Annotated in this window: 25 protein-coding genes; 23 read left to right on the forward strand and 2 right to left on the reverse strand. The window is 67.4% G+C overall.

The features are described from left to right. The first annotated feature begins 69 nt into the window (after nucleotides 1-69). The 12 genes from AB843_RS10410 to AB843_RS10465 all read left to right on the forward strand — a co-directional run bounded on the left by AB843_RS10410 (nucleotide 70) and on the right by AB843_RS10465 (nucleotide 14,335). On the forward strand, nucleotides 70-669 hold the full coding sequence (locus tag AB843_RS10410; RefSeq protein ID WP_048646779.1) for a hypothetical protein: 600 nt from the start codon (nucleotides 70-72) through the stop codon (nucleotides 667-669). Beyond that, a complete protein-coding gene (locus tag AB843_RS10415; RefSeq protein WP_048646780.1) occupies nucleotides 669-2,174 on the forward strand; it encodes a tripartite tricarboxylate transporter permease in 1,506 nt (501 codons plus the stop codon). Before AB843_RS10410 ends, AB843_RS10415 begins: the two co-directional genes overlap by 1 nt. Before the next feature lie 6 nt (nucleotides 2,175-2,180). Then, nucleotides 2,181-3,662, forward strand: coding sequence for an aldehyde dehydrogenase (locus tag AB843_RS10420; protein WP_206412857.1), 1,482 nt, complete (start codon nucleotides 2,181-2,183; stop codon nucleotides 3,660-3,662). Continuing rightward, nucleotides 3,659-5,053, forward strand: coding sequence for a transaminase (locus tag AB843_RS10425; protein ID WP_048646782.1), 1,395 nt, complete (start codon nucleotides 3,659-3,661; stop codon nucleotides 5,051-5,053). The genes AB843_RS10420 and AB843_RS10425 overlap by 4 nt, the downstream gene beginning before the upstream one ends. A gap of 205 nt (nucleotides 5,054-5,258) precedes the next feature. Further along, nucleotides 5,259-6,056 (forward strand): SDR family oxidoreductase, encoded by a 798-nt coding sequence (locus AB843_RS10430; protein ID WP_048646783.1) that lies wholly within the window; start codon nucleotides 5,259-5,261, stop codon nucleotides 6,054-6,056. Continuing rightward, nucleotides 6,053-6,826, forward strand: coding sequence for an SDR family NAD(P)-dependent oxidoreductase (locus AB843_RS10435; RefSeq protein WP_048646784.1), 774 nt, complete (start codon nucleotides 6,053-6,055; stop codon nucleotides 6,824-6,826). Before AB843_RS10430 ends, AB843_RS10435 begins: the two co-directional genes overlap by 4 nt. Before the next feature lie 21 nt (nucleotides 6,827-6,847). Then, entirely contained in the window at nucleotides 6,848-8,524 is a 1,677-nt protein-coding gene (locus tag AB843_RS10440) for an amidohydrolase (protein ID WP_048646785.1), read from the forward strand. Then, nucleotides 8,521-9,627, forward strand: a complete 1,107-nt coding sequence (locus tag AB843_RS10445; RefSeq protein WP_048646786.1) for a CobW family GTP-binding protein — start codon at nucleotides 8,521-8,523, stop codon at nucleotides 9,625-9,627. The genes AB843_RS10440 and AB843_RS10445 overlap by 4 nt, the downstream gene beginning before the upstream one ends. Nucleotides 9,628-9,664: 37 nt before the next feature. Beyond that, nucleotides 9,665-10,852, forward strand: coding sequence for an ABC transporter substrate-binding protein (locus tag AB843_RS10450; protein WP_048646903.1), 1,188 nt, complete (start codon nucleotides 9,665-9,667; stop codon nucleotides 10,850-10,852). A gap of 186 nt (nucleotides 10,853-11,038) precedes the next feature. Continuing rightward, nucleotides 11,039-11,908 carry a branched-chain amino acid ABC transporter permease gene (locus AB843_RS10455; RefSeq protein ID WP_048646787.1) on the forward strand — a complete coding sequence of 290 codons (870 nt, stop codon included), beginning with the start codon at nucleotides 11,039-11,041 and terminating at the stop codon, nucleotides 11,906-11,908. Continuing rightward, nucleotides 11,895-13,637 (forward strand): branched-chain amino acid ABC transporter ATP-binding protein/permease, encoded by a 1,743-nt coding sequence (locus tag AB843_RS10460; protein ID WP_048646788.1) that lies wholly within the window; start codon nucleotides 11,895-11,897, stop codon nucleotides 13,635-13,637. Before AB843_RS10455 ends, AB843_RS10460 begins: the two co-directional genes overlap by 14 nt. After that, nucleotides 13,634-14,335: an ABC transporter ATP-binding protein gene (locus AB843_RS10465; RefSeq protein WP_048646789.1), complete on the forward strand. Its 702-nt coding sequence runs from the start codon at nucleotides 13,634-13,636 to the stop codon at nucleotides 14,333-14,335. Before AB843_RS10460 ends, AB843_RS10465 begins: the two co-directional genes overlap by 4 nt. Here AB843_RS10465 and AB843_RS10470 read toward each other — a convergent pair. Then, nucleotides 14,311-14,955: a flavin reductase family protein gene (locus AB843_RS10470; protein ID WP_048646790.1), complete on the reverse strand. Its 645-nt coding sequence runs from the start codon at nucleotides 14,953-14,955 to the stop codon at nucleotides 14,311-14,313. The two genes, AB843_RS10465 and AB843_RS10470, sit on opposite strands and share 25 nt — an antisense overlap. A 5-nt stretch (nucleotides 14,956-14,960) precedes the next feature. Further along, complete coding sequence (locus AB843_RS10475) at nucleotides 14,961-15,362, reverse strand: RidA family protein (protein ID WP_048646791.1); 402 nt, start codon at nucleotides 15,360-15,362, stop codon at nucleotides 14,961-14,963. A gap of 238 nt (nucleotides 15,363-15,600) precedes the next feature. Between AB843_RS10475 and AB843_RS10480 the strand changes: the two genes are divergently transcribed. The 11 genes from AB843_RS10480 (at nucleotide 15,601) to AB843_RS10530 (ending at nucleotide 26,723) form a co-directional block, all read left to right on the forward strand. After that, the gene (locus AB843_RS10480; protein WP_048646792.1) at nucleotides 15,601-16,167 is read left to right on the forward strand and encodes a MarR family winged helix-turn-helix transcriptional regulator; all 567 of its coding nucleotides are present in this window, start codon (nucleotides 15,601-15,603) and stop codon (nucleotides 16,165-16,167) included. Nucleotides 16,168-16,292: 125 nt separating this feature from the next. Further along, a complete protein-coding gene (locus tag AB843_RS10485) occupies nucleotides 16,293-17,741 on the forward strand; it encodes an NAD-dependent succinate-semialdehyde dehydrogenase (protein ID WP_048646793.1) in 1,449 nt (482 codons plus the stop codon). A 68-nt stretch (nucleotides 17,742-17,809) separates the two neighbouring features. Then, nucleotides 17,810-18,853, forward strand: coding sequence for an ABC transporter substrate-binding protein (locus AB843_RS10490; protein ID WP_082143766.1), 1,044 nt, complete (start codon nucleotides 17,810-17,812; stop codon nucleotides 18,851-18,853). Between the two features lie 22 nt (nucleotides 18,854-18,875). Then, on the forward strand, nucleotides 18,876-19,940 hold the full coding sequence (locus AB843_RS10495; protein WP_048646904.1) for an ABC transporter ATP-binding protein: 1,065 nt from the start codon (nucleotides 18,876-18,878) through the stop codon (nucleotides 19,938-19,940). Beyond that, on the forward strand, nucleotides 19,937-20,845 hold the full coding sequence (locus tag AB843_RS10500) for an ABC transporter permease (RefSeq protein WP_082143767.1): 909 nt from the start codon (nucleotides 19,937-19,939) through the stop codon (nucleotides 20,843-20,845). The genes AB843_RS10495 and AB843_RS10500 overlap by 4 nt, the downstream gene beginning before the upstream one ends. Then, entirely contained in the window at nucleotides 20,845-21,660 is an 816-nt protein-coding gene (locus AB843_RS10505) for an ABC transporter permease (protein ID WP_048646795.1), read from the forward strand. Before AB843_RS10500 ends, AB843_RS10505 begins: the two co-directional genes overlap by 1 nt. Further along, nucleotides 21,657-22,601, forward strand: a complete 945-nt coding sequence (locus AB843_RS10510) for a hydroxymethylglutaryl-CoA lyase (protein ID WP_048646796.1) — start codon at nucleotides 21,657-21,659, stop codon at nucleotides 22,599-22,601. Before AB843_RS10505 ends, AB843_RS10510 begins: the two co-directional genes overlap by 4 nt. Then, a complete protein-coding gene (locus AB843_RS10515) occupies nucleotides 22,594-23,349 on the forward strand; it encodes an enoyl-CoA hydratase/isomerase family protein (RefSeq protein ID WP_244467948.1) in 756 nt (251 codons plus the stop codon). The genes AB843_RS10510 and AB843_RS10515 overlap by 8 nt, the downstream gene beginning before the upstream one ends. Continuing rightward, nucleotides 23,346-24,533 carry a CaiB/BaiF CoA transferase family protein gene (locus AB843_RS10520; RefSeq protein ID WP_048646798.1) on the forward strand — a complete coding sequence of 396 codons (1,188 nt, stop codon included), beginning with the start codon at nucleotides 23,346-23,348 and terminating at the stop codon, nucleotides 24,531-24,533. The genes AB843_RS10515 and AB843_RS10520 overlap by 4 nt, the downstream gene beginning before the upstream one ends. A 2-nt stretch (nucleotides 24,534-24,535) precedes the next feature. Continuing rightward, entirely contained in the window at nucleotides 24,536-25,312 is a 777-nt protein-coding gene (locus AB843_RS10525) for an enoyl-CoA hydratase/isomerase family protein (protein ID WP_048646799.1), read from the forward strand. A 37-nt stretch (nucleotides 25,313-25,349) separates the two neighbouring features. Continuing rightward, nucleotides 25,350-26,723: an aminotransferase gene (locus AB843_RS10530; protein ID WP_206412853.1), complete on the forward strand. Its 1,374-nt coding sequence runs from the start codon at nucleotides 25,350-25,352 to the stop codon at nucleotides 26,721-26,723. Nucleotide 26,724: the final 1 nt, after the last annotated feature.

The following is a 26,724-nucleotide window of genomic DNA, read 5'->3' on the forward strand; positions in this document are numbered from 1 at the left end:
CGACACCCGGCGCGCCCGGCTGCCGGGAGCGCTGCCATTGCCGCCTTTCGCCCATTGGAGCTTGCCCGCATGACGCATAGCGGACCGCCCGGAGCCGAACAGGAGTTCACCGAACAGGACTTCACCGTTCACGACGCTGAAGACGACATCCCCGCCGAGGCCGAGGGGCTTGCCGGGACGCTGCTTCTGGCGGTGACGCTGGTCCTGATCGTGCTGGCGCCGTTCGCCACCCGGTCGCAGCCGGCCGACAAGGCCTGGTTCCTGGCGCCGATCAACTGGCCGCTGCTGGCGCTCGGCATGGCGGCCCTGGCCGGCGGCATCATGGCATGGCGGTTCGTTGCCGATTGGCGCGCCGGCGGTGCGGCGTTCCGCAGCCGGGCGCTGTGGGCGCTAGGCGGCTTTCGCGGGGCGCTCGAATACAGTCTCTACTTCTGCCTTTATCTGCTCGGTGTCGCCTGGCTGGGGTTTGCCATCGCCACACTGGTGTTCCTGCAGTTCATCGTCTGGCGGTCGGGCCTGCGCGGCGCGCGCTGGGTGGTGACTGCTCTGCTGGTGACGGTCGCCATTGTCGTCGTCTTCCGGCTGGGCATCGGGCTGTGGTTTCCGCTGTCGCCGCTGCTCAAGCTTTTTCCAGGCTGGGTCGGCAACATGCTGGGCGGGGTGCTGTGATGGACAGCATCCTGCTTGGACTGGAGCATATCGCCACCTGGCAGGTGATCCTGGCGCTGCTGTTCGGCGCGCTTTGCGGCATCGTCGTCGGCGCGGTGCCGGGGTTGGAGCCGGCGGGCGCCATGGCGATCCTGTTGCCGTTCAGCCTGCAGCTCGAGCCGCTGGCCGGCGTCATGCTGCTGCTCGGCGCCTATGGCGGGGCATGGTATGGCGGGGCCATCCCGGCGATCCTGATCCGCGTGCCGGGCACGCCGGTCAATGTGCTCACGACCTATGACGGCTATCCGATGGCCAAGCGCGGCGAGGCGCATCGAGCGCTGTCGATCGCCTATTCCTCCTCCTTCATCGGCGGCACGGTGTCGGTGCTGGCGCTGATCTTCCTCGCTCCGTATCTCGCCAAGGTGGCCGAGCGCTTCGGCGCGCCGGAATACGCGATGGTCGCCGTGCTGGCGCTGGTCTCGGTGATCCTGGCGCATCAGCGCCACGTGGTGCCGGCGCTTCTGTCGCTCGGCCTCGGCCTGTTCCTCGGCACGGTCGGCTTCGAGCCGCTGTTCAACACGCAGCGCTTCACCTTCGGCCAGCAATGGCTGCTCGGCGGCGTGCCGATGGTGCCGGTGGTGATCGGCATGTTCGCCATGTCGCAGGCCTTCGTCCTGCTGGAGACCAGGACGCATCGGCCGGACGCCGGCGCGCTCGTCTACCGCAACCGCTTTCGCGGGCTGATGGAGGCGTTCCGCTTCCCGAAGACGCTGTCGCGCTCCTGTGGGCTCGGCCTGGTGATGGGCCTGCTGCCCGGCGTCGGCGAGTTCGGCGCGCAGTTCCTGTCCTATTCGCTGGCGCGGCGCTTTTCCAAGAAGCCCGAGGCGTTCGGCAAGGGGTCACCGGAGGGGCTGGTGGCGTCGGAAACCTCGATCAGCGCCTGCACCTCGACGGTGCTGGTGCCGCTCCTGTCGCTGGGCGTGCCGACCGACCCGCTGATGGCGATGGTGCTGGCCGTGTTCATGATCCACAACATCATTCCCGGCCCGCAGCTTTTCGCCGAGCATCCGGAGTTCATCTCCGGGCTGTATATCTCGCTGCTGCTGCTCAACGTCTTCGTGCTGGTCTTCCTGCTGTTCGCGACGAAATACGTGGTCATGCTGTCGAAGATCAACCCGCGCATGATCGGCGCGACGATCCTCGTGCTCGCCCTGATCGGCACCTACACGCAGAACTACCGGCTGTCGGACGCGCTGATCACGGTCATCTTCGCCATCGTTGGACGCTTCTTCATCCGCAACGGCATTCCGGCCTTCCCGCTGGTGATCGGCCTGGTGCTCGGGCCGATGTTCGAAATGCGCATCATGCAGTCGCTGAGCCTGTCGAACGGCGACCCGACGATCTTTCTGACCCGGCCCGTCGCGGCGACGCTTTTGGCGCTGGCCGTTGCCGGCGTGGCGCTGGGGGTTGTCTCGCACCGGCGCGACCGCGCCGCCGCCCACGGAACTGAAAAGGTGAAAGTCTAGACCATGCTGCAGGAACAGATCGACCAGTTGCGCGCCATGCCCGTTCCGCCGCGGCAGCTCTTCATCGACGGACGGCATGAGCCGGCGTCGTCCGGCGCGGTGCTCGACGTGGTTTCGCCGATCAATGGCACGGTGCTGACGACAATCGCCGATGGCGCCGCCGCCGACATCGACCGCGCGGTGGCCGTAGCGCGCCGCGCCTTCGAGGTCGATGGCTGGTCGCGCGCCGCACCCGCCATGCGCAAGAAGGTGCTGTTGAAATTCGCCGAGCTGATCGAGAAACATGCGCTGGAGCTGGCGGTGCTCGGCGTGCGCGACAACGGCACGGAAATCTCCATGGCGCTGAAGGCGGAGCCGGGCAGCGCAGCGGGCACCTTTCGCTACTATGCCGAGGCGATCGACAAGGTTTACGGCGAGATCGCCCCGACGGCGGACAATGTGCTCGGGCTCGTCCATCGCGAGCCGCTCGGCGTGGTCGGCGTGATCGTGCCGTGGAATTTTCCGCTGATGATCGGCGCGTGGAAGATCGCGCCGGCACTGGCCGCCGGCAACACCGTGGTGGTCAAGCCGCCGGAGGCCGCATCGCTGGCGCTGCTGCGGCTGGCCGAGCTGGCGTCGGAGGCCGGCCTTCCCGACGGCGTGCTGAACGTCGTCACCGGGCGTGGTGCCGTGGCCGGCGAGGCGCTCGGCCTGCACATGGATGTCGACGTGCTCGCCTTCACCGGCTCGGGCGCGACGGGCCGCCGGCTGCTTGAATACGCGGCGCGCTCAAACCTGAAGCGCATCTATCTGGAACTTGGCGGCAAATCGCCCAACATCGTCTTCGCCGACGCACCCGATCTGGACCAGGCGGCGAAAGTGTCGGCCAGCGGCATCTTTCGCAATTCGGGCCAGGTCTGCGTCGCCGGCTCGCGGCTCCTGGTGCAGTCGTCCGTCTATGACAGTTTCATGGATGCGCTGTTGTCCGTCACGGGCAAGCTCAAAGTCGGCGATCCGCTCGATGTGGCGAGCGATATCGGCGCGGTGGCGAGCGCCGAGCAGCTCGAGAAGAATCTCGGCTTTGTCGAGACCGCTGAAAGAGAGGGTGCCGAGCGCCTGGCCGGCGGGGGGCGGCTCCTCGCCGAAACCGGCGGCAGCTACATGGCGCCGACCGTGTTTGCCGGCGTGACGCCGGACATGACGCTGGCGCGTGAGGAGGTGTTCGGCCCTGTCCTTGCCGTAAGCCGCTTCGAGACTGAAGAGGAAGCGGTCAAGCTCGCCAATTCGACTGTCTACGGGCTTGCCTCGGCCGTCTGGACCTCGAACCTCTCCACCGCGCATCGCATGGTGCGCGCCATCCGCGCCGGTGTTGTCCACGTCAACACCTATGGCGGGGCCGACATCACCGTTCCGCTCGGCGGCTTCAAGCAATCCGGCTTCGGGCGCGACAAATCCCTGCATGCGCTGGCCGAATATTCCGACCTCAAGACCGCATGGATCGCCCTATGACCGCCACTGCCATCATCGAGCCTGCGCCAGATCTGATCGACCGCCTCATCGACCGGGAGCAGCAACGCTTCGCCGAGCTGCACCCGAAATCCGCCGCCGCGTGGGCTGAGGGCAGGCAGCATTTCCTTTACGGCGGACCGTCGCACTGGATGCGCCGATGGGCGGGCGGTTTTCCGGTCTATGTGGCCAAGGCAAGGGGCGCCCATGTGACGGACATCGACGGTCACGGCTATGTGGATTTCGCGCTCGGCGACACGGGCGGCATGTGCGGCCACGGTGTCGAGGCGGTGACGGAGGCGGCGGCTCGGCAACTGGCGAACGGCGCCACGATGATGCTGCCGACCGAGGATTCGCTGTGGGTCGGCGCCGAGCTTTCGCGCCGCTTCGGACTGCCCTACTGGACGCTGACCACCTCGGCGACCGATGCCAATCGCGGGGCGATCCGCATCGCCCGGATGATCACCGGGCGCAACAAGGTGCTGGTCTTCTCCGGCTGTTATCATGGCGGTGTCGAAGAGGCGCATGTGGAAATTCGCGACGGCAAGGTGGGCCTGCGCAACATGATCCACGCGAACGGCGTCGATCATGCGGCCGTGTCGAAGGTGGTCGAGTTCAACGATGTCGCGGCGCTCGAGGCGGCGCTGGCCGACGAGGACGTCGCCTGCGTTCTGGCCGAGCCGCTGATGACCAATTTCGGCATGGTCCCGGTGGCCGACGGGTTCCACGATGCCTTGCGCGCGCTGACCCGCAAGACCGGCACGCTGCTTATCATCGACGAGACGCACACCATCTCCTGCGGGCCGGGCGGCTACACGGCGCTGCACGGGCTGGAGCCGGACATCTTCGTCTGCGGCAAGGCCATTGCCGGCGGCATTCCGGCCGGCGTGTTCGGGGTGAGCGAGGAGGTCTCGCAGCGCCTGCGCAAGCACGTGCCCGACGTCAACCCGCGCCAGCGCCAGTCGGCGCATCTGGGCATTGGCGGCACGCTGGCCGGCAACGCGCTGACGGTGGCGGCGATGCGCGCTGCGCTGGGCGCGGTGCTGACACCGGAGAATTACGCGCGGATGATCGGCAATGCCGAGCGGCTGGCTGAGGGCGTGCGGGCCGTCATCGCCGAGAACGCGCTGCCCTGGCATGTGACGCAGATCGGGGCGCGGGCGGAGATCATGTTCATGCCGCGACCACCGAAAAACGGCGCGGAGGTGATCGCCGCGCGGCGCGGCGATCTCGAGACGCTGCTGCATGCCTTCTACATGAACGAAGGCATTCTGGTGACGCCGTTCCACACCATGTTCCTGATGTGCCCGGCGACGGAGGCTGCCGATGTTGATCGGCATACAGGGGTTCTCCGCCGCTTTGTCGCGATGCTCAAGCGTGAGGGCGCGGCATGATGGCGATCGCTCGGACGATGGATCGCCGGCAGCGCATCGCTGCTCAGGCATGGACCCTCGGGTCGGGGCCCGAGGGTGACGAATGGTGTGCAGGTCTCTGCAAACCGTATCGGCAGATATCTGACAGTGACGTCTCTGCCATTCGTCATCCCCGGCCCCCGAGCCGGGGATCCATGCCGGAACGGTACGATCAGAGGGCCACGGCATGACGAGGCCGTTCGATCTTTCCGGGCGGGTGGCGCTGGTGACGGGCGGTGGGCGCGGCATCGGCGCGGCCTGCGTGCGGCGCTTCGCCGAGGCGGGGGCGCTGGTGGTGATCGCCAACCGCACGCAAGCGCCGGCCGACGAACTCGCCGAGACATTGGTCGTGCAGGGGCTGCGGGCCGAAAGCGTGCCACTCCCGTCGCTGGCGCGCAGCGATCTCCATGCGCTGGTCGATGATCTCGTCGGGCGGCATGGCCGGCTCGACATCCTGCTGCACAATGCCGGCGGCTGCCCGTGGGCGGAGCTGCAGGCGCTGGATGAAGACAAGCTCGACGAGGTTCTCGACGTCAATCTGAAGGCGGCATTCTGGCTTGCGCAGGCGGCGATCGCGCCGATGCGCGCGGCGCGCTTCGGCCGCATCCTGGTCACCTCCTCGGTTTCGGCCCGGCGCGCCATGGCGGGCGGCGTGCACTATTCGGCAGCCAAGGCCGGCGTCAACGCATTCATCCGGGGAACGGCATTCGAGCTTGCCCGCGACGGCATCACCGTCAATGGCGTCGAGCCGGGCTTCATCGCCAAGCCGGGGCGCGGCACGCTGAGCACGCCGCAGATGATGGCCGAGATCGGCGCTCATGTGCCGATGGGACATATGGGCGAGGCGGACGATATCGCCGCTGCAATGCTCTACCTGGCCTCGCCGGAGGCGAAATACGTGACCGGCCAGACCATCGTCGTCGATGGTGGCGCGAGCCTGCCGGAAACCGGCTTCGCCGTCGTCCGGCATTGGGGGGCGGCATGAGCGGGCGGCTCGACGGATTGACCGCGCTGGTGACGGGAGCGGCGACCGGCATGGGCCGGGCAATCGCGACGCGCTTTGCCGGGGAAGGGGCGAGCGTCGTCTGCTTCGGCCACGGCGGCGCCAAGCTGGACGCGGCCGCCCAGGCGATCGGCGGCAAGGCAGTGCATGGCGATGTCACCAGGCAAGCAGACATCGACGCAGCGCTGGCCATTTGCGGCGGCAGGCTGGACATCGTTGCCAATGCCGCGGGCATGCTCATGCCCGACACGCCGGAGACGGTGACGAACGCGATCTGGGAGAAAACGCTCGCCGTCAACCTGACGGGCGCGATGATGGTCTGCCGGGCGGCTCTGCCGCTGCTCAAGGAACGCGGCGGGGCGATCGTCAACGTCGCCTCGGTCGGCGCGTTCAATGCCAGCCCCGACAATGCGGCCTATGCGGCGTCGAAGGCCGGCCTGATCGCCTATACGCGCACGCTCGCCTATGCGCACGGGCCGGACCGTGTCCGCGCCAATGCGGTTGCGCCGGGCTGGGTGCGCACGCCGATGAGCGAGAAAGAGATGGACGATGCGGCGCATGCCAACGGCACGACGCGTGAGGCGGAATTTTCCGCGCTGACCCGGCGCATTGCGCTTGGCCGGATCGGCACGCCGGAGGAAATCGCCGCCTGCTGCCTGTTTCTGGCCTCGGCCGAAGCCTCGTTCGTCACCGGCACGGTGCTGGTGGCCGATGGCGGCGGCCGTGCGCCGGTGCGCGGCAGGGCTGCATGAGATGAACGGGAGGGAACCGAGATGAGCGAAGCTGCAATTGCCGATCTGGTGGCCAGGAACGGCCGCGTCTACACGGTCGACCGCGACCGCTCCTGGGCCAGCGCCATTGCCGTGCGCGGCGGGCGCATCATCGCCGTCGGCGATGATGAAGCGGTCAAACCGCATATCGGGGCCGAGACGAAACGCGTCGATCTTGGAGGCCGCATGGCGATGCCCGGCATCGTCGATGTGCACACGCATATGATGATGGGCGGCCAGGCGGAGCTGTTCGAGCTGCGCTTCTCCAACATTGCGCGCCGCGATGCCATCCTGGCCAAGGTGCGCGAGGCGGCGAAAGCCACGCCGGAAGACAAATGGATCATCGGCGCGCAATGGGGCAGCGATTTGATCGCCGCGCTCAACACGGAAGAATCGCTCGCCGCACTCGATGCCGCCAGTCTCGGGCGGCCGGTGATGCTGCGCGACGACACGTATCACAATCGCTGGGTCAATTCGCCGGCCATGAAGCTGGCCGGCATCGACCGGGCGAACGCCGATCCCGAGCAGGGCAGCTTCGGCCGCGATCCGCAAACGGGCGCGCTGACCGGCGTGATGATCGAGTCCGCCTCGGGCCTGATCGAGCGAACCATCGTCGCGTCCGGCCACTACACGGAGGAGATGGATCGCGCGGCGATGGCGCGCTCCATCGCGACGCTCAATTCCCACGGCGTGACGGCGTTTCTCGACGCAGCGGCCATGCAGCCGGTGCTGGCGGCGCTGAAGGGGCTGGACGAGCGCGGCCAACTGACGGCCTGGGCCGGCGCGGCCATGCCGGTGGTGGAGCCTTCCTTCATGTTCGGCATTGCCGGCGAAAAGCTGTTTGCCCTGCGCGAGGACTATCGCAGCGCCCATGTGAAACCGGATTTCACAAAAGTGTTTCTCGACGGCGTGCCGGGTGCGCGCACGGCTGCTTTTCACGAGCCCTACACGGCCGATCCGGTGTTCGGCTGCTGCTTTCGCGGCACGACGCTGGCCACGGTGCCGGAGCTGGTGCGCTGGGTCGGGCGCTGCGAGACACTCGGCCTGTCGGTGAAGATCCATTGCGCGGGGGACGCCGCCGTCACCCAGGCGCTCGACGCGATCGACGTGGTGCGCTCGTTCAACGGACCGACGGCGCTGACCCATCACATCGCCCATGCGAGCTATATCGCGCCGGACGACATCAAGCGCTTCGCCGAACTGGGCGTTGCCGCCGACCTGTCGCCGTTCATCTGGTATCCGACGGCTTTCCTGGAAGGCCACAAGCAGACCATGGGCATCGACCGCGCCATGCGGTTCTGGCCGAACAAGGACTTGCTGGCGGCCGGCACGCTGATGGCCGGCGGCTCCGACTGGCCGGTCATTCCCAATCCCGACCCCTGGAACGGCATGGAGGGGCTGGTGACGCGGCAGAACCCGTCCGGCGATTTCGCCGGCGAGGCGCTGTGGCCCGAACAGGCGCTGGACATCGCCACCGTGCTGGAGATCTTCACCATCAATCCGGCCCGCGTGATGGGCTGGGAGGGAACCATCGGCTCGCTGGAGATCGGCAAGTCGGCCGATTTCATCGTGCTCGACCGCAATGTGCTGGAATGCCCCTCCGACGAGATCGCCGAGACCAAGGTGCTTGAAACCTATTTCGAGGGGCGGCTGGTCTACGAGCGGGAGGGCGGGGCATGACGGCGCGCGTCCCGGTCACCGTGCTGACGGGGTTTCTCGGCTCCGGCAAGACGACCGTGCTCAACCATCTGCTGCGCCAGACGGCGCTCGACGGCACGGTGGCCATCATCAATGAATTCGGCGCGGTCGGTCTCGACCATCTGCTTGTCGAGGCAAGCGAGGAGCGCTTCGCGCTGCTCGACAATGGTTGCATCTGCTGCACGGTGCGCGACGATCTGGTCGCCACGCTGAAGGATATCCTGGCGCGCGGCGCAGCGGGCCTGCTGCCGCCGGTGAAGCGCGTGCTGATCGAGACCACGGGGCTCGCCGATCCGGTGCCGATCCTGCACACGCTGATCGTCGAGCCGGAACTCGCCCAGCATTTTGTCATCGACGGGGTGGTGGCAACGGTCGATGCGGTCAATGGCGGCGCGACGCTCGAACGGCATGAGGAAGCCGCCAAACAGGTGGCGGTGGCCGACCGCATCCTGGTGACCAAGACGGACATTGCCGACAGCGCCGCGACGGCGGCGCTGGAGCGGCGGCTGGCCGCTTTGGCGCCGACCGCAGACCGGCTGACCGTGAGGCACGGCGCGGTCGATGCGGGGGCGGTGCTGAATGGCAGCGGTTTCGACGCGCAGGGTCTGTCGGCCGACGTGGCGCTGTGGTTCCGGCAAGTGGCGCGGGCTGCTGATCGCGCGGGCCATGTCCATGACCGGGAATGCGACGACGCCGATTGCGGGCATGCGCACCATCATCATCACCAAATGCCGCATCACGGCATCCAGTCCTATGCGTTCGTCATAGACGAGCCGGTCGAGTGGGCGGCCTTTGCCGAATGGCTCGACTATCTGACCCTGCTGAAGGGCGAGGACCTTCTGCGCATGAAGGGGCTGATCCATCTGGCCGACGATCCGGACCGGCCGATGGTGGTGCATGCGGTGCAGAGCGTCGTGCATCCGCCGGCGCGGCTGGCCGCCTGGCCGGACAAGGAGCGGCGCACGCGCATCATCTTCATCGTGCGCGGCATTGAAAGAGAGATCATCGAGCGGACCCTGGCCAGGTTCGCCCGCGTCGGCACTGACCGGATCGGCAGGCCGGCTGAGCAGACGGAATTGGCCTGATCGACAAGGCAAACAACAAACAAAGGGAGCAATGGATATGCGTGGGACATCGACATTTCTGACCATTTCCGGGCTGGCGTGCTTCGCCGGACTGGCGCTGGCCGAGCCAGCAGCGGCAGCCGGCCCGACATGCGATGGCGGGGCCATCAGCGTGGGCGCCGTCTCGACCATCACCGGCCCCGCCGATTTCAGCGAGGTGCCGAAGGCGGCGAAGGTTGTTTTCGACGCGGTCAATGCCGATGGCGGCGTCAATGGCTGCCAGATCGACTACACCATTTCCGACGACAAGGCCGATCCGGCGGTGGCCGCGCAGGCGGCGCGCGACCTGATCGACAACAGACAAGTGGTGGCGCTGGTCGGTTCGGCCAGCCTGCTCGACTGCGCCGTCAACGCCACCACCTACAAGCGCCAGAACGTGCTGTCGGTGCAGGGGCTGGGCGTCGACGCCGCCTGTTTCAACGCGCCGAGCGTTTCGCCAGTCAATGTCGGCCCCTACACGCTGACCACGGCGATGCTCTACTACGCCAGCGAGACGCTGAAGAACGAGAAGCTGTGCGCCTTCTTCATCATCATCGGCGGCACCCAGGAAGCCTACAAGCAGGGCATCGCCAACTGGGAGAAGATCACTGGCCGGTCGATCCATCTGGTCGATCTGACCCTGCCGCTGCAGGGCGACCTGACGCCCTATCTCATCAAGGCCCGTGATGCCGGCTGCGACGCGGTCTTGACCAACCAGGTCGAGCCGGGCGTGGTGCAATGGGTGAAGACCGCCGAGGCGCAGAAGATCGACGGCATGAACTGGCTGTTCCTGGCGCCGGGCTACACGGTCGAGGTGGCCAAGGCGCTCGCCGGCACCGAGCAGCCGGTCTATGTCGGAACGGAATGGGAGCCTTTCACGGAGACCGGGTCCACGGCGAATGCCGAATGGATCGCGGTGATGGAAAAGGCCGGCCGCTCGCTGACGGCCTTCTCGCAGGGCGGCTATCTGGCGGCCGTGGTGTTCCTCGACGTTCTCAACGGCATCGATGGGCCGGTAACGCGCGACAGCGTCAACCAGGCGCTGCTGACCATGCAGCCGAAGGCTTACGACCTGGCCGGCAGCCCGTATGTGTTCGGCGCAGCCGATCGGCACGCGCCGATGCAGGCAACCAAGATCATGAAGCTGGAGAAGGGCGCCTGGACGGTGGAGACGCCGGACTGGGTGGTGCTGCCCAGTGTCGAGTAAGCGCCGCCGCTTGCCCCTCACCCTTACCCTCTCCCCGCAGGCGGGGAGAGGGGGACCTCGACGTTGCGGCCATTCTCCTTCTCCCCGCTTGCGGGGAGAAGGTGCCGGCAGGCGGATGAGGGGCGGGCGCGGACACCTTCACGACCCGGACGGCAGGCATCGTCCGCACACAACCCGGAAAGGCCCATGAACGCACTCTTCACATCCGCCGTGGCGGGACTGACGGCCGCCGGCGCCTATGCGCTGCTCGGTGTCTGCGCCGTCTTTACCTACCGGCTGGTCGCCGTGGTGAATTTCACCGGCGCGGCGATCGGCACGGCCGGCACCTTCTCGATGATCGGTTTCATCGCGCTCGGCCTGCCCCTGTGGCCGGCCGTCGCTGCCGGCGTCGCTGTCGGCACGCTGGCGGGCGCGGCCATCGGCTTCGTCATGACCAGATGGTTTTCCGAGGCCAGCGCCACCACCAAAGCGGCGGTGACGGCGGCCCTTCTGGTCGGCATCGTCGCCATGGGGCTGCGCTTCACCGGCGGCCAGCATCCGCAGGAGTTTCCGACGCTGTTTCCCGGTTCGGCGTTCCGCCTCGCCGGCGTCGAGGTCACCATCGCGTCCGTGCTGACGATCGTGCTCGCCGTCGCCTTCACGATGCTGGCCGACCTGTTTCTGAACCGGACGAATATCGGCCTGCACCTGCGCGCCCTGTCGGCGCGGCCGATGGCCGCCGAGCTGCTGGGCGTGCGCGTGGCGCTGCTGTCGCAACTCGTCTGGGCGGTGACCGGCGCCTTCACCACCTTCGCGCTGATGATCATCGCGCCGCAGCGTTCGCCCGATTTCATGTCGCTGTCACTGCTGGTCGTGCCGGCGCTGGCGGCGGCGCTGGTCGGCGCGTTCCGCAGTTTCCGGCTGGCGCTCGCCGGCGGGTTGATGATCGGCCTGATCGAAGGGCTGACCAGCGCTTTCGGCAGTCTCAGCCAATACCGCTCCATCGTGCCGTTCCTGGTGGTTCTGGCGGTTCTGCTATGGTCGCAACGGGGAGCCCGCTGGGATGAAGCACGCTAGTTTGCGCCCGGTCCTGACGCTTCTGGCCGTTGCCGCCGTGGCCGGCGCCGCGGTCGTCGGGCTGTTGCCGGGTTACTGGATTTTCCTCGCCACCTCCGTGCTGATCACGGCGATCGCCTTGCAAAGCCTGGGCCTGGTCACCGGGCGCACGGGCATGATCGCGCTGTGCCAGATGTCGTTCGCCGGCGTTGGCGCGTGGACCGTCGGCTACTTGAACGTAGCCGAGGCGCCGGGCGGGCTCGCCCTGTGGATCGTCCTCGGCGGTCTGGCCGCCGTTCCGCTCGGCGTCGCCATCGGCTTGCCGGCGCTGCGCCTGCGCGGCATCAACCTGGCCATCGTCACCCTGTCGTTCGCCGTCGCCTTCGACGCGATCCTGGCGACGATCACCTTTCCCGGCCAGGTAAACTTCCTCGCGGTGGCGCGGCCGGCGATTTTCGACAGCGACAGCGGCTATTTCATCTTCGTGCTGATCGTCTATGCGCTGATCGCCGCCGCGCTGGAACTGCTGGCGCGCTCGCGGCTGGGCGCGGCTTGGCTCGCCATTCGCCATTCGGAGCGGGCGGCGGCGGCGCATGGCGTGTCGATCCCGATGGCCAAGCTGTCGGCGTTCGCCATCTCTGCCTTCATCGCCGGCGTTTCGGGGGGGCTGCTGGCCGGCTATCTCGGCACCTTGGTGTCGGAGAATTTTTCGATGATGCAGTCGCTGGTGCTGTTTGCCGTCGCCACCATGGCCGGCGCGCACCTGGCCGAGGGGGCGATCATCGGCGGCATATTGGTGACGATGTTCCCGGAGCTGCTGCGGCGCCTGGATCTGGCGCAGGATATCGGCAACGTCCTTTTCGCGCTCGGCGCGACGCAGGCCTTGTCGACCGGCGAGACGATCGCGGAAACCTTCCGCCGGCTGAAGCATATGCTGGCACGCCGCCTGGGCCGGGAGCGGGAGATCACGGCTGCCGCAGCGCCGCTCGGCGACCTGCCGGCGCCCGTCGGGCGCGCTTCAGGTCCGGCGCTGCAAATCTCGGGACTGACCGTGTCCTATGGCCGGGTGGTGGCGCTGGACAGCGTCGACCTGACGGTACCGGCGGGCAGCGTCGTCGGCCTGATCGGCCCCAACGGAGCGGGAAAATCGACCTTCATCGATGCCGTCACCGGCTTTCTCGAAAGCTATGAGGGAGAGGTCCGCCTCGAAGGCCGGCCACTGGAGGGACAACCGGCGCATCGGCGGGCGCTCGGCGGGGTGCGGCGCACCTGGCAGACGACGCGCATCGCGCCGGAACTGACGGTCGGGGCCTATCTCGACCTTGCCGCCGGGCATGGCGGCGGACCGGCGCTGGACGATGCACAGAGGAACGCCGTGCTTGCATGGCTCGGCTGCCCCGACCCGGCGACGCCGGTGGCGCAGGTGGATGCGGGCACGCGGCGGCTGCTCGACGTCGCCGGCGTCGTCGCGGCACGCCCGGCCGTGGTGCTGCTCGACGAACCCGCCGCCGGTCAATCCTATCAGGAGACGTTGGCGCTCGGGCAACGGATCGCCGAGATTCCCGAACTGTTCGGCTCGGCCGTCCTGCTGGTCGAACACGACATGGATCTGGTGCGCAGCGCCTGCTCGAGCGTCACCGTGCTCGATTTCGGCCGGGTCATCGCGGCCGGACCGCCGGCGCGGACGCTGGAGGAAGCCGAGGTCAAGAAAGCCTATCTTGGCATTGAAGAGGAAAGGGCGAGCGCATGAGCCTGTTCGCCATCAAGGGCCTGTCCATCCGGCGCGGCCGGCTGCCGATCGTCAACGAGGCGAGCCTGGCCGTCGACCGTGGCCAGATCAGCGTGCTCCTGGGCGCCAACGGGGCCGGCAAGACCACGTTTCTCGAAGGGCTTTCCGGCATCATTCCGGTGGCGGAAGGCAATATCGAGATCGGCGGCAAGGCGATCCAGGCGGCGCGGCCAGGGGCGCGCTCGCGGGCCGGCCTGGCGCATGTGGAGCAGGGGCGCACCGTGTTCCGCGACCTGACCACGGAGGAGAATCTGCGCGTCGGCCTGCGCGATGCGGCGACGCTGTCGGAGGCCTATGCATTGTTTCCCGAGCTTTTGCCGCGCCGGGCGGTGCGGGCCGGGCTGCTGTCGGGCGGCGAGCAGCAAATGCTGGTCATCGCCCGCGCGCTGCTGACGCGGCCGAAGGTCTTGATGATCGACGAAATGTCGGCTGGGCTGGCGCCGGTGGTGGTGTCGCGACTGATGCAGACCATACGGCGGCTGGCCGACGAGGGCCTGGCGATCGTGCTGGTCGAGCAGTTCGCCGCACTTGCCCTGGCGGTCGGCAACCGCGCCTATGTGATGCGGCGCGGGCGGATCGTCTATGACGGCGACTGCACGACGTTGCGGCAATCACCGGAGAAGCTGCACGCCTTCTATCTCGGCGGAGCGGAGGGCTGAGGCTCGGCGCTTTCGCCCTCGCCCCAGCGGGGGCGGCGCATGGCGAAGGTTTCGGATACGGCGGCGTAGTCCATATAGCCCAGCCGGGCGACATTGCCGGCCTTGCGATGATCGAACAGGCCGTCGTCGAGCATCGCGTCGTCGATGTGGATGCCGACCACTTCGCCCATCACCACATAGACGCCGGCCCAGCGGCCATCGAGCCCCGTGGGCTCAAGGATCTGCGTCAGCCGGCATTCGAGCACGGCCGGCGCGCCGGCGACATGCGGGGCGGCGATGAGCTTCGACGCGGCGGGGACAAGCCCGGCATAGTCGAATTCGCTCGTTGCGCGCGGCGCATCGACCGCCGTGGCGTTCATCTGCTTGGCCAGTTTCGCGCCGACGAGGTTGACGGCGAATTCACCGGTCTCGCGGGCGAAGACGACACTGTCCTTCTCGCCGTCGGCGGAAAACCAGACGAGGTAGGGCTCGACCGACAGCGCGTTGAAGAAGGAATAGGGCGCGACGTTCAGCATCCCCGTGGCGCCGCGCGTCGAAATCCAGCCGATCGGGCGTGGCGCGACGATCGCCTTGAAGGGATCGTGCGGAAGCCCGTGTCCCTCGGACGGCCTGTAGAACATCGGCGTCAGCCCTGCTTCGCCGCGACGACGTCGGCCTCGATCAGCCAGTCGGGATTGGCGAGGCCGGGAACGACGATGGCGGTGGTCGCCGGCGGCGCGCCGTCGAAGAAGCGGTTGCGGATGCCGGCATAGGCGATGATCTCCTCGGCGCTGCGGCAATAGGCGTTGACCTTGACCACATCGGCGAAGTCCATGCCGGCCGAGGCGAGGACGGCGCCGATGTTGCGCATCATCTGCTCGACCTGTTCATCGAAACCCTCGGGCAGGCTGCCGTCCGGCCGCACGCCGACCTGGCCGGCGACGAAGAGCTGGCGGCTGTTGGCCGGTATCTCGACAGCATGAGAATAGAGCCCACGCGCCGGCGGAGCCATATCGGCCGGATTGTGCGTGACATTGCTGGAAGCCATTGCAAACTCCTTTGGAAAAACGATGCCGGGGACGGGCGCCGTGCGGAAGAGCGTTGGTGGATGGACCACCCGGCGCTATATTGGTTGCTGAAATGAACTATATAGTTCACGAAGTCAACTATATAGGCGGGCAGGCGACGCAATTGGGTTTGAAGTCGCGCGGTGATTTCAGCTTGAGAAGGCCGCGTGTTTCATGGCTTCAGAGATGACGAGACATTTGCAGTTTGGGAGACATGGCATGACAACCAATTCTAATGCGGCCGTTTCCGGTGCGGCGGGCCGCGACGGAGCGGACCTCATGGACATGATGACGGCGCATGACGCCCGGGACCTGTTCTCCTTCCAGCTGCAGCGGCTTGCCTCGCTGTCGAGCCGCATCGCGCTTCTGTCGATCGGCCCGCGCTACAAGCTGACGGTGCGCGAATGGCGTGCGCTGGCGGTGCTCGACTATCTCGGCGAAGCGCCGCTGCAACTGCTCGCCAACCACAGCGGGCTGTTGAAAAGCCAGATGAGCCGCACCGTTTCCGGCCTGATCGAACGCGGCCTGATCAGCCGGTCGGAGAACCCGGAGGACGGGCGCAGCATCCTGTTGCGCCTGACGGTTGCCGGCAAGGACGTTGTGGCGCGGATCCTGGCCGATTCCGAGCAGCGCAACGAGATGATGCTGGCCAGTCTTTCCCCCGCGGAGCGCGAGCAGTTGCAGAAGGCGATGCAGGCCGTCTTTGCCAGCAGCATCGGCTATTACGACCAGTTGCGCAAAGATGTGTCGGCGGCGGATGCCGCCGAATACGGCGCGGAAGACTGATCTGCCGCCGCTGACGCCTGCGGTCGCGGCCTTCGCTGCCCGGACAGGAATCTTCCGATCAGTTAGTTGACGAAGTGAACGATATAGTTTACAACATCAACCAAATTGCATGGAGGAAGCGGGCATTGACCGAGCAGGCGCAGCTTTTCATCGACGGAATCTGGACGGATGGCAGCACGGGCCGCACCGGGGCCGTGATCGACCCGGCGACCGGCCAGCCCTTTGCCACCGTCGCCCACGCATCCCCCGCCGATCTGGACCGGGCGCTTGCCGCCGCCGAGCGCGCCTTCGCCGAATGGCGCGCCGTGTCGCCTTATGAGCGTTCCAAGCTGCTGCGCGCCGCCGCCAATCTCCTGCGCGAGCGTGCGCCGGCCATTGCCAGGCTGATGACGCGCGAGCAGGGCAAGCCGCTGGCCGAGGCGCTGGGCGAGACGGTCGGTTCGGCCGATCACATCGACTGGTATGCGGAGGAGGGACGCCGCGCCTATGGCCGGCTGATCCCGGCGCGCGCGCCGGGCGTGCGGCAGATCGCGGTGAAGGAACCGATCGGCCCCGTCGCCGGTTTCTCGCCATGGAACTTTCCGGTCAGCCAGGCGGTGCGCAAGATCGCCGGGGCGCTCGGCGCCGGCTGCACGATCATCATCAAATGCCCGGAGGAGACGCCGTTCAGCTGCGTCGAACTGGTGCGCTGCTTCATCGATGCCGGCGTGCCGGCGGGCGTCGTCAATCTGGTGTTCGGCGTGCCGGCCGAGATTTCGGAACATCTCATTCCGGCCCCGCAGATCCGCAAGGTCTCGTTCACCGGGTCGATCCCCGTCGGCAAGCATCTCGGCATGCTGGCGGCGCAGCATGTGAAGCGCTGCACGCTGGAGCTTGGCGGCCATTCGCCGTTCATCGTCTGCGAGGACGCCGATCCGGATGAGGCGGTGAAACTGGGCATCGCGCTCAAATACCGCAATGCCGGCCAGGTCTGCGCTGCGCCGTCGCGCTTCTACGTGCACGAGCGCCACTACAAGCGCTTCGTCGATGCCTTTGTTGCGGGATCGGAGGCGCTGGCGGTCGGGCCGGGCGACCAGGACGGCGTGACGATGGGGCCGCTCGCCAATGCGCGCCGGCTGGAGGCGATGGAGGGATTCGTCGCCGATGCGGAAGCGCGCGGCGCGAAGATCCTGACCGGCGGGCGGCGCATCGGCAACCAGGGCAATTTCTTCGCCCCGACCGTGCTGACGGACACGCCCGAGGACGCCCGCCTGATGATCGACGAGCCGTTCGGGCCGCTGGCGCCGATCGCGCCTTTTGCCGATCTCGACGAGGCGATCGCCCGCTCGAACAGCCTGCCCTTCGGCCTGGCCGCCTTCGCCTTCACCCGGTCGGAGCGGACGGCGACGCTGCTCGGCGACCGGCTGGAAGCGGGCATGGTGTCGATCAATCATTTCGGCATCGCCGCGCCCGAAACGCCGTTCGGCGGCACGAAGGAGAGCGGCTATGGCAGCGAAGGCGGAAGCGAGGGGCTCGACGCATTCCTGCAGACCAAATTCATCAGCGAGGTCGGTCTGAGGGACGCGGCCGCCTGAGCGCGGACAAGAGCCGAGGAACGCGTTGTCCGGTGTAATCAACTGCACGTCATGAATGGGAGAATGACATGAAGAGACGCAGTCACATCAAGACGGGAATGCTGGCGGCGACGGCCATGGCCGTGGCCATCTCGACGGCGCACGGCGCCGACACGCTGACCATTGCCGGGCTCGGCGGCAAGCTGCAGGACGACCTGACCGCGACCCTGTTCGCACCGGCGGCCGAGAAGGCCGGCGTCGAACTGCGCGGCCAGTCGCATGACGGCCTGGCCGGCGTGCGCGTCCAGGTGCAGTCGGGCTCGCCCGGCTGGGACGTCGCCCATCTGGGCGCCGAGGATTGCGCCATCGGCGCCGGCGAGGGCCTGTTCGAGCCGATCGACTATCAGGTGGTCGACGCCGACGGCATTGCCGAAAGCGCGCGCGGCGAAAACTGGGTCGGCACCAACACCTATTCGGTGGTGCTCGCCTGGCGGACGGACAAGTATGGCGACAACCCGCCGAAGGACTGGAAGGATTTCTGGGACGTCGAGGCTTTCCCGGGACGCCGCGCGCTCAGCGTCTATCCGCAGGAGATGATGGAGATCGCCCTGCTCGGCGACGGCGTGGCGCGCGAGGATGTGTATCCGCTCGACACGGAACGCTCGCTGGCGGCGCTGGAGAAGATCAAGCCGCATATCGGCGTCTGGTGGAGTTCCGGCGCGCAGTCGGCGCAGCTCATCAAGGACGGCGAGGTCGACATGGAGGCGATCTGGGGCAGCCGCGTGGCCGGCGTCATCGCCGACGGAGCGCCGGTCGCGTTCACCTATCAGGACGGGGTCATCGGCTTCGGCTGCGTTGCCGTCCTGAAGGGCTCGAAGAATGTCGAGGCGGCGCAGAAGCTGATCGCCAACATCGTCTCGCCGGAGATCCAGGCGCGCATCCCGACCATGATGAGCTATTATGGCCCGGCCAACAGGAAGGCGTTCGAGGTCAAGGAGTTCCCGGCCGACGTGATCGCCCAGTCGAACGCCTCGCCGGAGAATGCCGGCCGCCAGATCGTCATGCAGCCGAACTGGTGGGCCGAGCACAACCAGGACGTTCGCGAGGACTACAAGAACCTGATGATCGAATAGTCTGCGTCAAGTGGAGGCCGCCATGCGAAGCAAGGTCGCAATACAGAAAATCAGCAAGGCCTATGGCGCCTTCATCGCGCTCGACGACGTGTCGCTCGACATCAATCCCGGCGAGTTCCTGACGCTCCTGGGACCCTCGGGGTCGGGCAAGACGACGCTGCTCAACGTCCTGGCCGGCTTCGTCCGGCCGGACAGCGGCAGCGTCACCGTCGACGGCACGGAATTCCTGACCCTGCCGCCGCACCGGCGCAATCTGGGCATGGTGTTCCAGAACTATGCGCTGTTTCCGCATATGAGCGTGCGCAGCAATGTCGGCTATCCGCTGCGCCTGCGCGGCGTGCCGAAGGCGGAACTCGACCGGCGCGCCGGCGAGGCGCTCGACCTGGTGCAGATGGGGCATCTGGCCGACCGCGGCGTGCACGAGCTGTCCGGTGGCCAGAGGCAGCGCGTCGCGCTGGCGCGTGCCATCGTCTTCGAACCGTCCATGCTGCTGATGGACGAGCCGTTGTCGGCGCTGGACAAGAAGCTGCGCGAGCACATGCAGCTCGAACTGAAGCGGCTGCACCAGCGCCTGGGCACGACCACGGTCTACGTCACCCATGACCAGCGCGAGGCGCTGACCCTTTCCGACCGCATCGCCCTGATCAATGGGGGCAAGGTCGTCCAGCTCGGCACGCCGGACGAGATCTACGACCGGCCGCGCAACAAGTTCGTCGCCGATTTCATCGGCGAAACCCGCTTCCTGCCGGTCGAGCCCGGCGCCTCGGGCCCGCTGCTTTACGGCCGCGCCCTGAAGACGCGCGACGGCGCCGCCGGCAGAAACGAGAAATCATGGCTGGTCGTCCGCCCGGAACGGCTGCGCTGGCGCGGCGGCGACGACGACGGCAGCAACCGCATCGACGCCGAGGCGACCGATGTCATCTACCAGGGCGACAGCTATCTGATCACCGTCCGCCTGCCGGACGGGGCGGAGATCGATCTGCGCCGCTCGCCCGACATGGCCGGCGGCCGGCTGCCCGACCGGGGCGAGGGCATCCGGCTCTGGCTCGCCCCCGAACACACCATCCTGGTCACGGATCACGCATGACCATGGCCATCGACCTCAAGGGCGGGGCTGCGCCCGCCACCCTCAACGAGCGCCTGCTGAAGCGCCACGACCGGCGCGAGCGGACGGCGCTGTCGCTCCTCACGGCGCCGGGCGCGCTGCTGATCCTCGTCGTTCTGATCCTGCCGATCGGCTGGCTGTTCTGGCTGTCCTTCTTCGACGCCTCGGGCGAGCCGACGCTGGCCAATTACGCGCGCATGCTGCGTCCGGTCTACGTCAAGACCTTCATTTCGACCTTCCAGGTCGCCGGCCTGGTGACGGCGGCCTGCGTGCTGCTCGGCTATCCCGTCGCCTATCTCCTGTCGCAGCTTTCCGAGCGGACCGCCGGCATATTGATGATCTTCGTCATCCTGCCGTTCTGGACGTCGGTGCTGGTGCGCACCTATGCCTGGCTCGTCATCCTGCAGCGCACGGGGCTGATCAACACCTGGCTGACCGGCGCCGGCATCATCGAGGAGCCGATGCCGCTGGTGCACAATCTGCTCGGCACGGTCATCGGCATGGTGCATGTGATGCTGCCGTTCCTGATCCTGCCGCTCTATGCCTCGATGCGCGCCATCGACCCGGTGCTTATGCGGGCAGCGGCCAATTGCGGCGCGACGCCGGCGCAGGCGTTCCGCCAGGTGTTCCTGCCCCTGTCGCTGCCGGGCCTGGCGGCCGGAATCGGCCTGGTGTTCGTGCTGTGTCTCGGCTTCTTCGTCACGCCGGCCCTGCTCGGCGGCGGGCGGGTCGCCATGTGGGCGATGCAGATCGCCGACAACATCGCCGTCTACGGCAATTGGGGCGCGGCCAGCGCGCTGGGCGTGGTGCTTCTGGCGGTGACGGCGCTGATCCTGGTCGTGCTGCGGCGCATCTTCAAGGTCGACACGTTCGGAGGGGCACGCTGATGCTCGGACGCCCCGCGACGACCACCCAGATCACCCATTTGCAGCGCTTGTGGCTGTATGTGCTGGTGGGGCTGGTCCTCGCCTTCCTGATCATACCCTGCCTGATCGTCATTCCGATGTCATTCTCGGGCAGCCAGTATCTGGAGTTCCCGCCGCGCAGCTGGAGCCTGCAATGGTACCAGGCTTATCTGGGTTCGCCGGAATGGCGGGCGGCAACATTCGTGTCGTTCCGCGTCGCGCTGCTGACGACGCTGCTTGCGACGGTGCTGGGCACCATCGCCGCCTACGGCATCGCCCGCGTGCGCGGCCTGTTGCCGGCGGCGGCGCGCGGCGTGTTCATGCTGCCGATGCTGGTGCCGCTGATCCTGGTCGCCATCGGCTGCTTCTTCGTCTATGCGCGACTCGGCCTGAACGGCACGATCCTCGGCCTGGTTCTGGCGCACACGGTGCTGGCGCTGCCGTTCGTCGTCATCGCCGTGTCGAGCGGGCTTGCCAGCTACGACATGAACCAGGAGCGCGTGGCGCAGAGCCTCGGCGCATCGCGGCCGTGGGCCTTCCTGACGGTGACCCTGCCGCAGATCAAGCTGTCGGTGATGTCGGGCGCGCTGTTCGCCTTCGTCACCTCGTTCGACGAGGTGGTGGTGGCGCTGTTCATCTCCAGCGGCGAGAACGCGACGCTGACGCGATTGATGTTCGCCAACATCCGCGACCAGATCGACCCGACCGTGGCGGCCATCTCGTCGCTGCTGATCGGCCTTTCTGTCCTGCTTTTGGTCGGTTCGCAATTGCTGCGGCGCGGAGGCGAGCGCAGATGACCGCCGCCGTCACCATCTGCGAGTGCTTCGCGCGCGACGGGCTGCAGCATGAGCCGGAATTCGTCGCCACGGCCGACAAGGTTGCTCTCATCGACGCCTTCACGGCCACGGGCTTCGCCCGCATCGAGGCGACGAGCTACAGCCATCCGGGCCGCGTGCCGGCGTTTGGCGATGCGCGCGCGGTGCTGGCCGGCATCGCCCGCCGTCCCGGCGTGTTCTATAAGGCCACCTGCCCGAACCGCATGGGCGTCGAGCGGGCGCTGGCCGACCTCGACGCGGGGCATGGGGCCAATGAAATCAGCCTGCTTGCCTCGGCGACCGAGGCCCATACCCGGCGCAACCTCGGCACGACCCGCGAGGGCCAGTGGCAGCGTATCGAGGAGATGGTTGCTGCGGCAGGCAGCCGCTTCCGCCTGGTCGGCGTCATTTCGGTGGCGCTCGGCTGCCCGTTCGAGGGGGCGGTCGATCCGCAGCGGGTGGTCGACGACGTTCGCCGCCTTGCCGCCATGGGCGTGCGCATGGTGACCATCGGCGACACGACCGGGCTTGGCACGCCGACAAGCGTGAAACGGCTTTTCAGACTTTTGGCGGACGCAGCCGCCGAGGTGACGGCCGTGGCGCATTTCCACGACACGCGCGGTACGGGGCTGGCCAATTGCGTCGCCGCGTTCGAGGCCGGATGCCGCCATTTCGACGCCTCGCTCGGCGGTGTCGGCGGCCATCCCGCAACGATCCGTTACGGCTCTGGCCGCACGGGCAATGTGGCGACGGAAGACCTCGTCAATCTGTTCGAGGCCGAGGGCATCGCCACCGGTCTCGACCTCGACCGGCTGATGGAGGCTTCTCGCCTTTGCGAGCGCGTCCTGAAACGTCCGCTCGACAGCAAGATTGCGCGGGCGGGCTTTGCGCCAACGGTCGCGAAGATGGCCGAACATGCTTGAAAGGAACGGGATGGGACAGAGCCTGATTGTGGAAGACCGGGGTGGCGGGGTGCGCATCATCCGCATGAACCGGCCCGACAAGCTCAACGCGCTGAACACGGAGCTGACCCAGGCGCTGCTCGACGCGCTGGTCGAGGCCGACACGGCAAGCGAAGTGCGCGCCGTGGTGCTGGCCGGCGAAGGACGGGGCTTCTGCGCGGGCGCCGACCTTTCCGAATTCAAGGACCTGACGCCGGAGCACCAGCACCGCGTGCTGGAGCGCGCCGACCTGACGTGCCGCCTCCAATCGCAACTACAGCGTCTGTCGAAGCCGATCGTTTCGGCGGTGCAGGGCGCGGCCGTCGGCGGCGGGGCGGGGCTCGCCATTTCCTGCGACATGATGGTGGCGGGCAGCGACCTGAAATTCGGCTATCCGGAACTGAAGCACGGCATCGTGCCGGCCCTGGTGATGACCGGGCTGCAGCGGCAGCTCGGCCGCAAGGCGGCCTTCGAGATGATCAGCCTTGGCCGGCTGATCGGCGCCGAGGAGGCGAAGGCGCTGGGCCTCGTCAACCGGATCGCCGCGCCGGAGGCGGTTGTCGATGCGGCCCTGGAAATCGCCGAGGCCTGGGCCAAGGCCAGTCCAATGGCGATGGCGGCGACGAAAAGCCTGTTCTACCGCGTCGCCGATCTGCCCTTCGACGCGGCGATGGCTGCCGGACGGGACATCAACGCGCTGATGCGCGGCTTTCGCGAGCGTGAAGAATGAAGCCGCTCGACGGATTGAAGATTCTCGACTTCACGCGCGTGCTGGCGGGGCCGATGGCCACCCAGATCCTCGCCGAGCTCGGCGCCGAGGTGATCAAGATCGAGCGGCCGGGCACGGGCGACGAGACGCGCGTCTTCGAACCCAGGCTCGACAGCGGCGACAGCGGCTATTTCTTCGCCTTCAACCGGGGCAAGAAATCGGTGACGCTCAATCTCAAATCGCCGCGCGGCCAGGAGATTGCCCGTGCGCTGGCGCTGGAAGCCGACGTTCTGGTGGAGAATTTCCTGCCCGGCGAGATGGAGAAGTTCGGCCTCGGCTATGAACGGCTGGCGGCCGGCAATCCGGAACTCGTCTATGTGTCGAGCACCGGTTTCGGCCAGACGGGTCCGTACCGCGACCGCAACGGCTACGACACGATCTTCCAGGCTCTTTCAGGCGTCATGGCGCTGACCGGGCATCCGGACGGTCCGCCGGCCAAGGTCGGCGTTCCCTTCTCCGATCTCACATCCGGCCTGTGGCTGGTGATCGCCGTGCTTGCCGGGCTGGCCGGGCGCGGAACGAGCGGCAGGGGAACGCATGTCGACCTGTCCATGCTCGACGTGCAGGTAAGCCTCCTGACCATTGCCGCATCGCGGCATTTCCTGCTCGGCGAAGACCCGCAGCGCACGGGGACGGAGCATCCGGGACGGGTGCCTTCCGCTGCTTTCGAATGCGCCGACGGCCGCTTCCTGCACATCAGCGGCAGCGACCAGCATTGGGCGGGGATATGCGCCGTGCTAGGCCTCGATGAGCTGGCGGCGGATCGGGCGCTCGACCGCAATGCGGGACGCGTTGCGGAACGCGGCCGGGTGATGGCGGCGATGAGCACAGCCGTGGCGTCGCGCCCGCGCGATGAGCTCGCTGAGACGCTGCGCGCCGCCGGCGTGCCGGCCGGCGAGGTCAACAGCGTCGCCGAGATCCTTGGCGATCCGCATGTGCAGGCACGAGGAATGGTTTCTTCGTTCGAGCATCCGCAGGCGGGCGCCGTGCCGGCGTTGAAGACGCCGATCCGCCTGTCCGGCTTCGACGAGATTGCGCCGGGCGTGCCGCCGCTGCTGGGCAACGACACGGAGACGGTGCTGCAGGAGGCGCTCGGCCTGAACCGGGACGAAATCGACAGCCTGCGCGGCGAGGGAGTGATTTGACGATGTCCGAAGCAAAACCGGTCGAACTGGTGCGGGAAGGCGCGATCGCCCGCGTCGTCCTGATGCGCCCCGAGGCGCGCAACGCGCTCAACCTGCCGATGTGCCTGGCCCTGTCGGACGCCTTCAAGGCCATCGACCGCGACCAGGCGGTGCGGGCGGTGGTGCTCGAAGGGCAGGGGCCGGTGTTCTGCGCCGGCGCCGATCTGAAGGAGCGTAAGGGACGGGATGCCGACTGGATCCGCCGCCGCCGCCTTGCCGCCTTCGAAGCCTATGCGGGGATCGAGCGCTGCTCGCGCCCGGTGATGGCGCTGGTGCAGGGGCAGACGGTCGGCTCGGGCGGCGAAATCGCCATGAGCTGCGACTTCATCGTCGCCTCGGACGACGCCAGTTTCCGCTTTCCCGAGGCCCATTGGGGCACGGTTGGCGCGACGCAGCGCCTGCAGCGCGTGATCGGCCGCTCGCGGGCCAAGGAATTGCTGTTCACCGGCCGCGAAATGCCGGTCGAGGAAGCGCTGACCCTCGGCCTGGTGGCCCGCGTCGTCGCGGCGGGAGACCTGAAGGAAGCGGGGCGGTCCATCGCCCAGAGGATCGCCGAAGCGCCGGCCTTGTCCATGGCGCTGACCAAGCAGGCGGTCGACCTCGGCTCGCGGACCGATCTCGATGCCGGCATCCGCATCGAGCTGGCGGCGATCGAGCGCGTGCTGGCCGACAGCGGATGGAAAAGCGGCGTCGACAAGTTTCTGCGCACCGTCGGCAGCAGTGCGGCCGAAGCCAGTTGAATTTCGCCGCAGCCAGCGGCCTTGCAGGAGAATCGCAATGACCATGATCGCCAACTCGCCCTCCGCGCGCGACATCCTCTACCAGGTGCATCCGCAGACCAACATCCGCCTGCACGAGCAGGACGGGCCGATGATCATCGCGCGCGGCGAGGGCGCCTATATCTTCGACAATGACGGCAACCGCTATCTGGACGCCATGTCGGGCCTGTGGTGCGTGTCGCTTGGCTATTCCGACACGGCGGTGAAGGACGCGGTGAAGGCGCAGATCGACGAACTGCCCTATTTCCACCTGTTCGCGCATCGCTCCAACAACCCGTCGATCGACCTGGCGCAACGTCTGGTGGAGAAGACGCCGGGGATGGCGAAGGTCATCTTCCAGTGTTCCGGTTCGGAGGCCAACGACACCGCCGTCAAGCTGATCTGGTATTACTGGAATGCGCGCGGACGGCCGGAAAAGAAGAAGATCATCGCCCGCAAGCGGGCTTATCATGGCACGGGCATCGCCTCCGGCAGCCTGACCTCGCTGCCCAACATCCACCGCGAGTTCGACCTGCCGCTCGACCGCTTCCTGCACGTCACCTGCCCGCATTATTACCGGGAAGGGCTGCCGGGCGAGAGCGAGGCGGCGTTCGTCGAGCGCCTGGCCGACGAACTCGACGCGCTCATCGTCGCCGAAGGACCGGAGACGGTGGGCGGCTTCTTCGCCGAACCGGTGATGGGCACGGGCGGCGTCGTGGTGCCGCCGAAGGGCTATTTCGAGGCGATCCAGAAGGTGCTGAAGAAGCACGAGGTGCTGACCGTGTCGGACGAGGTGATCTGCGGCTTTGGCCGTACAGGCCATTACTGGGGTGCCGAGGCGGTGGGTTTTAAACCGGACATTCTCACTTGCGCCAAGTCGCTGTCCTCGGCCTATCTGCCGATCTCGGCGGTGCTGGTTTCGGAGGCGATCTTCGAGGCGATGCGCGAGCAGTCCGACAAGGTCGGCGTGTTCGGCCACGGCTATACCTATGGCGGGCATCCGGTCTGCGCGGCGGCGGCGCTGGCCTCCATGCAGCGCTATGACGAACTGGACGCGACGCGCAACGCGCGCGAGACCGGCGCCTATCTGCAGGAAAGGCTGCAGGCACTGGCCGACCATCCGCTGGTCGGCGAGGTGCGCGGCATCGGCCTGATGGCCGGGGTGGAACTGGTGCGCGACAAGGAGACGAAGGCGGCGTTCGATCCGGCCATGGCCGTCGGCGGCGCATGCTCGGCATTCGCGCTCAAGCGCGGGCTGGTGACGCGCAATCTCGGCGACACGATGTCGTTTTCGCCGCCGCTGATCATCGGCCGGGCGGCGGTCGACGAGATCGCCGACACGTTCGCCGCCGCCCTCGACGAGACGCTGCAATGGGCACGGCAGAACGCCTGAG

This window comes from Nitratireductor soli (assembly GCF_001050155.1).
GTDB classification, from domain to species: Bacteria; Pseudomonadota; Alphaproteobacteria; order Rhizobiales; family Rhizobiaceae; genus Nitratireductor; species Nitratireductor soli.

Bases quoted from the DNA above. Each gene is read 5' to 3' on its own strand.
- AB843_RS10415 (WP_048646780.1), top strand. From the start codon at position 669: ATGGACAGCATCCTGCTTGGACTGGAGCATATCGCCACCTGGCAGGTG.
- AB843_RS10500 (WP_082143767.1), top strand. From the start codon at position 19,937: ATGACCATGGCCATCGACCTCAAGGGCGGGGCTGCGCCCGCCACCCTC.
- AB843_RS10480 (WP_048646792.1), top strand. From the start codon at position 15,601: ATGACAACCAATTCTAATGCGGCCGTTTCCGGTGCGGCGGGCCGCGAC.
- AB843_RS10475 (WP_048646791.1), bottom strand. From the start codon at position 15,362: ATGGCTTCCAGCAATGTCACGCACAATCCGGCCGATATGGCTCCGCCG.
- AB843_RS10515 (WP_244467948.1), top strand. From the start codon at position 22,594: ATGCTTGAAAGGAACGGGATGGGACAGAGCCTGATTGTGGAAGACCGG.
- AB843_RS10450 (WP_048646903.1), top strand. From the start codon at position 9,665: ATGCGTGGGACATCGACATTTCTGACCATTTCCGGGCTGGCGTGCTTC.
- AB843_RS10435 (WP_048646784.1), top strand. From the start codon at position 6,053: ATGAGCGGGCGGCTCGACGGATTGACCGCGCTGGTGACGGGAGCGGCG.
- AB843_RS10410 (WP_048646779.1), top strand. From the start codon at position 70: ATGACGCATAGCGGACCGCCCGGAGCCGAACAGGAGTTCACCGAACAG.
- AB843_RS10425 (WP_048646782.1), top strand. From the start codon at position 3,659: ATGACCGCCACTGCCATCATCGAGCCTGCGCCAGATCTGATCGACCGC.
- AB843_RS10460 (WP_048646788.1), top strand. From the start codon at position 11,895: ATGAAGCACGCTAGTTTGCGCCCGGTCCTGACGCTTCTGGCCGTTGCC.
- AB843_RS10525 (WP_048646799.1), top strand. From the start codon at position 24,536: ATGTCCGAAGCAAAACCGGTCGAACTGGTGCGGGAAGGCGCGATCGCC.
- AB843_RS10520 (WP_048646798.1), top strand. From the start codon at position 23,346: ATGAAGCCGCTCGACGGATTGAAGATTCTCGACTTCACGCGCGTGCTG.
- AB843_RS10470 (WP_048646790.1), bottom strand. From the start codon at position 14,955: ATGTTCTACAGGCCGTCCGAGGGACACGGGCTTCCGCACGATCCCTTC.
- AB843_RS10455 (WP_048646787.1), top strand. From the start codon at position 11,039: ATGAACGCACTCTTCACATCCGCCGTGGCGGGACTGACGGCCGCCGGC.
- AB843_RS10430 (WP_048646783.1), top strand. From the start codon at position 5,259: ATGACGAGGCCGTTCGATCTTTCCGGGCGGGTGGCGCTGGTGACGGGC.
- AB843_RS10465 (WP_048646789.1), top strand. From the start codon at position 13,634: ATGAGCCTGTTCGCCATCAAGGGCCTGTCCATCCGGCGCGGCCGGCTG.
- AB843_RS10495 (WP_048646904.1), top strand. From the start codon at position 18,876: ATGCGAAGCAAGGTCGCAATACAGAAAATCAGCAAGGCCTATGGCGCC.
- AB843_RS10490 (WP_082143766.1), top strand. From the start codon at position 17,810: ATGAAGAGACGCAGTCACATCAAGACGGGAATGCTGGCGGCGACGGCC.
- AB843_RS10510 (WP_048646796.1), top strand. From the start codon at position 21,657: ATGACCGCCGCCGTCACCATCTGCGAGTGCTTCGCGCGCGACGGGCTG.
- AB843_RS10440 (WP_048646785.1), top strand. From the start codon at position 6,848: ATGAGCGAAGCTGCAATTGCCGATCTGGTGGCCAGGAACGGCCGCGTC.
- AB843_RS10445 (WP_048646786.1), top strand. From the start codon at position 8,521: ATGACGGCGCGCGTCCCGGTCACCGTGCTGACGGGGTTTCTCGGCTCC.
- AB843_RS10505 (WP_048646795.1), top strand. From the start codon at position 20,845: ATGCTCGGACGCCCCGCGACGACCACCCAGATCACCCATTTGCAGCGC.
- AB843_RS10530 (WP_206412853.1), top strand. From the start codon at position 25,350: ATGACCATGATCGCCAACTCGCCCTCCGCGCGCGACATCCTCTACCAG.